The 7,011-nt window shown below is 62.0% G+C and carries 9 protein-coding genes; all 9 read right to left on the bottom strand.

Features of this window, described 5'->3' with window-relative positions; genetic code table 11:
* Nucleotides 1-500: 500 nt before the first annotated feature.
* Entirely contained in the window at nt 501-1,301 is an 801-nt protein-coding gene (locus AC3WL8_RS39505; RefSeq protein WP_049800696.1) for an SDR family NAD(P)-dependent oxidoreductase, read from the bottom strand.
* 47 nt (nt 1,302-1,348) lie between these two features.
* Complete coding sequence (locus AC3WL8_RS39510) at nt 1,349-1,678, bottom strand: Rieske (2Fe-2S) protein (protein ID WP_492380217.1); 330 nt, start codon at nt 1,676-1,678, stop codon at nt 1,349-1,351.
* The gene (locus tag AC3WL8_RS39515) at nt 1,671-2,372 is read right to left on the bottom strand and encodes a DsbA family protein (RefSeq protein ID WP_249221425.1); all 702 of its coding nucleotides are present in this window, start codon (nt 2,370-2,372) and stop codon (nt 1,671-1,673) included. The genes AC3WL8_RS39510 and AC3WL8_RS39515 overlap by 8 nt, the downstream gene beginning before the upstream one ends.
* A gap of 4 nt (nt 2,373-2,376) precedes the next feature.
* Nucleotides 2,377-2,592: an alpha/beta hydrolase gene (locus AC3WL8_RS39520; protein WP_211983070.1), complete on the bottom strand. Its 216-nt coding sequence runs from the start codon at nt 2,590-2,592 to the stop codon at nt 2,377-2,379.
* Entirely contained in the window at nt 2,585-2,791 is a 207-nt protein-coding gene (locus AC3WL8_RS39525; RefSeq protein WP_211983073.1) for a hypothetical protein, read from the bottom strand. Before AC3WL8_RS39525 ends, AC3WL8_RS39520 begins: the two co-directional genes overlap by 8 nt.
* A gap of 68 nt (nt 2,792-2,859) precedes the next feature.
* Nucleotides 2,860-3,870, bottom strand: a complete 1,011-nt coding sequence (locus tag AC3WL8_RS39530; protein WP_211983075.1) for a zinc-dependent alcohol dehydrogenase family protein — start codon at nt 3,868-3,870, stop codon at nt 2,860-2,862.
* Nucleotides 3,871-4,063: 193 nt separating this feature from the next.
* Entirely contained in the window at nt 4,064-5,335 is a 1,272-nt protein-coding gene (locus tag AC3WL8_RS39535; protein ID WP_492380219.1) for an MFS transporter, read from the bottom strand.
* A gap of 875 nt (nt 5,336-6,210) precedes the next feature.
* On the bottom strand, nt 6,211-6,771 hold the full coding sequence (locus AC3WL8_RS39540; protein WP_013958715.1) for an RBBP9/YdeN family alpha/beta hydrolase: 561 nt from the start codon (nt 6,769-6,771) through the stop codon (nt 6,211-6,213).
* A gap of 9 nt (nt 6,772-6,780) precedes the next feature.
* The coding region (locus tag AC3WL8_RS39545) for a TauD/TfdA dioxygenase family protein (protein WP_492380218.1) at nt 6,781-7,011 on the bottom strand (231 nt) is incomplete at its 5' end.

Below are 7,011 nucleotides of genomic sequence, written 5' to 3' on the forward strand. Positions count from 1 at the left end.
GTACCGCTGCGGAAGTATGTGTCAGCAAAGTTCAGTCCTACGGCCACGTGACGGACGCGGACCTCTCCCGGGCCCGGTTTGTTGTCTCCTGTTCGGTATCAACTATCACAATACGCCCGCGGCTCGCCAAGGGACAAATCCATGTCGCGTCAAGCTGGTCAGGCGATAGAAAAATTGCCACATGCGGCTTGCTCAAGCCGCCTGTGGCCTCTCCCGGGTAGCAGGGATGCTTGAGCGGGAACGGCTGTCCTTTGCGACGATTGAATCATCTGGCCTGGCGCCACTTCCCACTTTACCTTGCACGCATTGAGCTTTCCCTTTTATGACAGTCATCGGCTGGCGCAGGAGCACTGGACCATCGACTACCAAAGCAGGCGCATTGATGACGAAGTGAGAGTGGGTCGGGCACGCCACGGCGGTTCGCCTCTCTCAGCACCTTCTCCAGATGGCTCAGCGACCGCTTCGATTGCAGCGTCACGAAATGGCCGGAGAGACCGGACTTAGCAGATGCTGAAGCCTTGCCCATCATCGACGACGAGCGTCGAGCCAGTCATGAATGCGCTGGCCGGCGAAGCGAGCGTCAGCAGCGCGCCATCGAGCGCCTCGGGCGTGCCGAGGCGCCGGCGAGGCAGGCCCTCGACGATCTTCCTGCCCGCGGGGCTCTGGAACATGGCGCGGTTGATGTCAGTCTCGATGTAGCCGGGACTGATGGCGTTGACGTTGATGCCGTGGCACGCCCATTCATGGGCCATCGTGCGGGTCAAGTGCTCCAGCGCTGCCTTGCTGGAGCCGTAGATGCCCAGGTGCGGCGAGTGCGTCTGCGCGGCCAGGGAGCATATGTTGATGATGCGTCCCGGCAACTGCCTGTCGATGAGCCGGCGTGCGAAGGCGGTAGACATCAGCAACGCGGCCTTCGTGTTCACGTCGAATACCCGGTCGAACATCTTCTCGTCCACGTCGAACAGCGCCGCGCGCCCGCCGACGCCCGCATTGTTCACAAGCGCCCATAGCGGCGGCATGCTTTGCTGGATGTCATCCAAGGCAAGCCGCACGGCTTCCTGGTCGGCAACATCGACGGGAACGGCCCGCGCTGTACCGCCGGCTTGTGCGATCAGTTTTGCAGTTTCCTGCAGCGGCTCCGGCCGCCTGCCCAGCAGGGCGATATGCGCGCCGGTGGCGGCCAGCGTCCTTGCCGCCTGCCGCCCGAGTCCCGAGCCAGCGCCGGTAACGATTGCCGTCAGTCCGCGCAGGCCGAAGCGCTCGGCGAAAAACTCCGTGTCAAAGCCATTGCTCATCTTCATTCCTTCTCATGTCACTGCGGAAGCAGTCGCCCTGTTTCAGGGAACTCTCAGCAATTGAGCCCTGGCGGGCGTAGCCAAAGTTGCTTGTCCTCCATCACGACTTCATAGGTGCGGATACGCAAGCTCGGAGATGCGGTGCACTGGCCGCTGCGAATGTCAAATCGCAAGCCGTGTGCAGGGCAGCTGATCATGTGCTCCACACACGAACCTCCTGCCAGGGAGGCTCCGGCATGGGGGCAACTGTTTTCCATGGCAAAGAATTGGCCGCCAAGGTTGAGCACGATTGCCGATTGACCGTCTGGCAAGAAGACCAGTTTGCGGGCGCCTGGAGCCAGTGACTCCGGAGGCCCGAGCAGAATCCATCCGGGATCAGGCATTGGATTTGCACTCGCTGTGCAAACGCCCGGTCACCACGGCTTGCTGCATGACGCGAACCAACTCGCTGGCCGGTACGGCGCCAGTGACCGGCCACTGCCCATTGAAGACGAGATGAGGAACCCCTTCTGCAGGGTAGGCGCCCATTGAGGACTGGAGCGCAGAGGACGCCCTGGCGTCCCAACTGAACCCAGACGCTTGAGCCAGGGCCTGCAGTGTCTGCGCTGAACCAATGTCTTGCCCTTGAGAGAAGAAAGCGCAGTAGATGGACTCTACCAACTGGTACATGGCCTCCGGCATCAGCCTGGACTGGGCCGCATTGACCAAGGCACATGCCAGCGACGAATTCGGAAAGGTCGCGATGCTTTCGAAGTTCAACGACAGGTCAACCGATTCTGCCACGGCGCGAATCTGTGCGCGGCGCATCGCCACTGCCCGTTGGCCACCAAGCCGTGCCTCATAAAATGCCTGGTAGGGAATGCCTTGGGCAGGAATCTGCGGCAGCAGTGCATTGGCATGACATACCGTCTCCAGCGCCAATCCGGGGTGCTGCTGCCGCAGGCTTGCCCATGCCGAACGCAGATTTCGCAACCCAATCCAGCACCAGGGGCAAATCAGGTCAAGGTAAAAATCAACGCGCAGAGTTTGCGACGGTGCAGGGGCAGGGACCGCACCCGAAAGTTCAGAGCAATTCACGCAATCATTCCTTAGTGGTCGGCCAGGGGCCGTATTCGGATGCAAGGTCGAAGTGACCGACATGCCCAAGGCCGACAAGCGGAGCACCCCGGTCCCCCGCCAATTGAATGCGCCGTCCGAACCTGGCCAGGGCTCCGTGACGGCTGGCTGCTATCAGGCTGAGAAATGGCGGCTTTGTCCCAGGCAGGCCGCGATGCCGCGCGCGACACATCTTATTCATCGATCCTGATCCCCGCGTCGTTGGCGATCTTCGTCCAGACTTGCAGATCGTTCTGGACGCCGCCTCGTGCTATCGTGAGCCCGATCATAGCAGTCGCATTTTTGGTGTCGACATCAATATATTGACGTCGTCGTGACGTTGCAGGAATCGACCAGCCACCGTAGACGGCGTTGTCACGTTGGCGGTTGAGGGCCGTCATCGCAGCGATACGCGCGACCGTCGAGTGTGGCGGCGGCCGGGGCCTTGGCCTGTCCGCTCGCCCAGGCATCAGATGCTCAGCACAATCTTGCCGAAGTGCCTCTGCGCCGCCTGGTAGCGGAAAGCGTCGGCGATCTCGTCCAGCGGAAAGTGCCGGTCAATAATGGGACGGATGCCGGTGGCATCCAGCGCCCGCACCATGTCGAGCTGGTGGCGCCGGCTGCCCACCAGCAGGCCGGTAATGCGTAGCTGCTTGCGCAGGATCTGCCTGACATTGAACGGCGAATCCGCGCCCGACAAGACGCCGATGATCGCCACGTGCCCTCCCGTGCGCGCGGCGGTAACGGACTGCTCCAGCGTTGCCGCGCCACCGACTTCAATAACGTGATCCGCGCCGGCGCCGCCGGTCAGCGTGAGTACCGTATGGCCCCACCGTGGGTCGTCGCGATAGTTGATCACATGGTCCGCGCCCAGACTGCGCAGGCGCGCAAGCTTGTCGCCCGAGCCTGACGTCGCGATCACGGTGGCACCTGCCGCCTTGGCAAACTGGAGGGCGAACACCGAGACACCGCCCGTTCCCAGGATCAGCACGGTCTCTCCGGGCTTCAGCGCGCCATCGACAAACAGTGCCCGCCAGGCAGTCAGCCCCGCGGTCGTCAGCGTCGCCGCTTCCGCATGGCTGTAGGCAGCCGGCGCATGCGTGAAAGCCGTCACGGGCAGTGTCACGGTTTCGCGCGCAAAGCCGTCGATACCGTCGCCGGGAACCGTGGCGAAGTCGGACAGGCTCGGCTCACCGTCCAGCCACGTCGGGAAGAACGTGCTGACCACATAGTCGCCGGCCGAGAACTCCTTCACCCCCGCACCCACTTCGGTGACGACCCCCGCACCATCTGACATCGGGATGCGCCGCACAGGCCCCACCCCGCGGCTGACGACACCGAAGTCGTGATAGTTCAGCGAGCTTGCATGGATGCGCACCGTGATCTCAGCGGGGCCGGGCGGGCGGGTTTCTACCGTCCCCGGGACCAGGCGGTCGAGCCCTCCGGGTGGCTCCAGATAGATGGCTTTCGATACGGTCAAGGGCGTTCCCTCCTGAGGGCATTGTCACGTTGGCGAGAATGATCGGCCGGCTGCCTGCACTATTGCGTCATGGTGCAGCCAAAAGCAGCACGGAACCAATGGCCGAAACTGTTCTGGCTTGAAGGTCCCATCAGGCGCGCGACCTCGCCGATCGTCAGGTCGCTCTCCTGCAGGTGACACGCGGGCAGCGCGCTCAGCCGCGTCGCGTTTCCGCGAGGTAACACCATCTGCCAATGAGGAACACGGTGAAGGGAAGAACTGCCGCGAGCGGTAGCCATCGCAAGGCGACCTGAAGACCTACCGCGTCCGCTGCCATGCCGGTGATAAATGGGCCTGCTGCGAGGCCCAGTATGTTGTTGAACAACGTCAGGGTGGCAAATGCCGAGCCATGAATGGCTGGCGGTGTGGCACCGGCAATGATCGCGCTACAAGTGCCGAACGAGCTGGCTAGGAAGAACACCCCGGGTGCAAGGAGCGCGAGTTGCAGATTGCCCTGTGGCATGCGGAACGCGATCGCCAGCAGCGTGCCTAGCACGAGGCAATAGCCAATGGCCATGTTCCACCTCTTGAGCAACGAATCCCCGCTGATCCGATCGGTCATCACACCGCACAGCAGTTGGCCCAGGCCGCTGACAAGGACAAGGCCGGCAGCCAGTACGGCCGCCTCGCTGACCGGCATGCCCCAGTAGCGGTTCAGGTAGCTGGGCAGCCACACGAAAAGAGTGCCCTGGACGAAGATCTGCAGGGCGCAGCCGAGGTACGCACAAAAGACAGAAGGGGACGGAAACAGGCCAGAGAAGAACGCACGCGGTGTCAGTTTCACATGCCCGTATCCCGGAGTTCTGTTCCCATTGTCCGGTCGGACACTTGCGAGTTTTTTTTCCGTAACCACGGAGCAGTAAATGATCACCAGCACAAAGCCAATGATCGCCATCAGAGCCATCGACCAGCGCCAGCCCAAGTGCGTCGCAATGAGGCCGGAAAGCGAGACACCGAGCACGGACCCAAAAGCAGCGGCAGATGTAAAGCCGCCGGCAATGGTGGACCGCATATGCTTTGGAAAGATGCTCACAAGCATAGCGAATCCGACACTGCCGTAGGCAGCCTCGCCGACGCCAACGAACAAGCGCGCGACGAACATCTCGTGGTAGTTAGCGGCGATAGCGCACCCGAGCGTGGCAACACTCCACACCGAAACCATTAGGGCAATGCTTTTGACGCGTCCCCAGCGGTCGGCGAGTATGGAGAACGGGAGGGTCAGTACGCCGACCATCAACGGCACCACGCTGCTAATCGAGCCGAGCTGTGTATCGGAAATCTGCCACTGCACCTTCAAGAGCGGAAACAAGGCATTGATCGCCTGCCGCGACATGTAGTCAGACAGTAACAGGCAGAACATCAATGAAAATACCACCCACGCGTAGGGGCGGGCGCCAGTGGTAGCCGCAGCCGGCTCAGCCGGCATCGCGTTACTTGTATACGTGCTCAATTCTGTCTCCTCTAATGATTCTTGAAACTCATGACTAGTAGTGCCGCCAGTTGTCGTGTGACCCGTGTGAGGCAAGGCCTTCAGGCAGGGCTGGCAGTGGTCATGAGAGGCCGTGGTCGCTGATGCCAACTGCCGCGCCATGGCTTATCGTCTCGATTTCGCCATGCATCGGCGCACAGTTGCGGAACAAGCATCACAGGTCTGCTTGCGCAGAAAAAGGCGGGCAACCTCCAGGCAGGTGCGTGAACAGATCGCGGCCGACGAGTAAGGTTGCATCACGTTCGGCGACACGATCCCTGATATGGGACTCTTGCATCGGATCATCTAGCCTGGCGCGACATCCCGCTTTACCTTGCACGCCATGAACTTGGCCTTTTATGACAGTCATCCGCTGGCGCAGGGAGCACTGGATCACCTAGTGCCAAATTCAACACACCTCGAGGAACCGGTTCTTACCCGTAATGTTGCAGCGCGGCTTGTTGCCGGATAACGCGGATAGGGGAATTGCAAGATAGAGCAGGCGTCCGCAACGCGCACGCTGCGGCGGCTCCGTGAGCAAGCGGTGCAGGTACGCATATGGCTCGACGTCACGGGCGCTGCGTGTGAGCATCACCCCTACAAGGAGCCATGCCTGGTGACTATGGAAGCCCTTCCATAAGAGAAAGAGCTGGTTGGATACCAGTCCCGGTTTTCCGGGCTGACATCGCGATATTGTTTCAGCGTGTGCGCCGGTCGCCGGCGCTACGGTAGTCACCCGACCGGGTGTCTACCGTTACGGCACGTCCGTCAGGCAGTCATGCGGATCGTGCTCGTTGCGTCTTCCCGGCCGATGGCAATCGGCCGTGGTGCGGTCAGGAGAGTTCGCGAATGAAGGCTTCGGCCCGGGGCCATTCGCCATAGCCTGAAGCGGGATTCAGATGCCCGACTTCGCCGAGTTCGACGAAGCGACTGCCCCACGCCTGCGCCAGGTCGCGGGCGCGATCGAGACGCGTCAGCGGATCGTTGCTGCTTGCCGCAACGATGCTCGGAAACGGCAATGGCCCGCGCGGGATCGGCAGCCAGCCGTGGTCGCTCAGTGTGTCGGTTGTGGGGTAGCCTAGCGGCATGGGCGTCTCGAGGTCCGCCGGTGCTGCAAGCAGTGCGCCGAGGATCTCGCGGGTGGCGCCCCGGGCCGCCCAATGGGCGACCATCATCGCGCCAGCGCTGTGCGCCACGATGATCACTGGCCCCTCGATGGTGGCCAGGGCGCGATCGATCGCGTCGACGCGGGCCGCGCAACTCAGCTTGTCTTGCTCAAGCGGGGCGACGCTAACGACGCGAGGCAGCTTCGCCGCCAGCAGGGTCTGCCAGTGTTCCGGCACATGGTCACGCAGGCCAGGGACGATGAGAACGGTCGGTGCCGTAGCGGTCATATCGGTCTTTCAATAAGGTGCGTCACCGATGATGGCGGTGCGCTCCATCTTTCGGTGGCACGGGGGGTAATCCATCACTGCGTAGTGCTGGGTCGAACGGTTGTCCCAGAACGCAACACTGTTTTTCTTCCAGCGAAAACGCACCTGGTATTCGGGGATGGTGGCCTGGCTGACCAGGTAGTTCAGCAAATTGGCGGCACCCGGCGCCTTGTCGATGCCGAAGCGCACGTTGTCGGGCAC

This window comes from Cupriavidus sp. FW305-F7 (genome assembly GCF_058782875.1).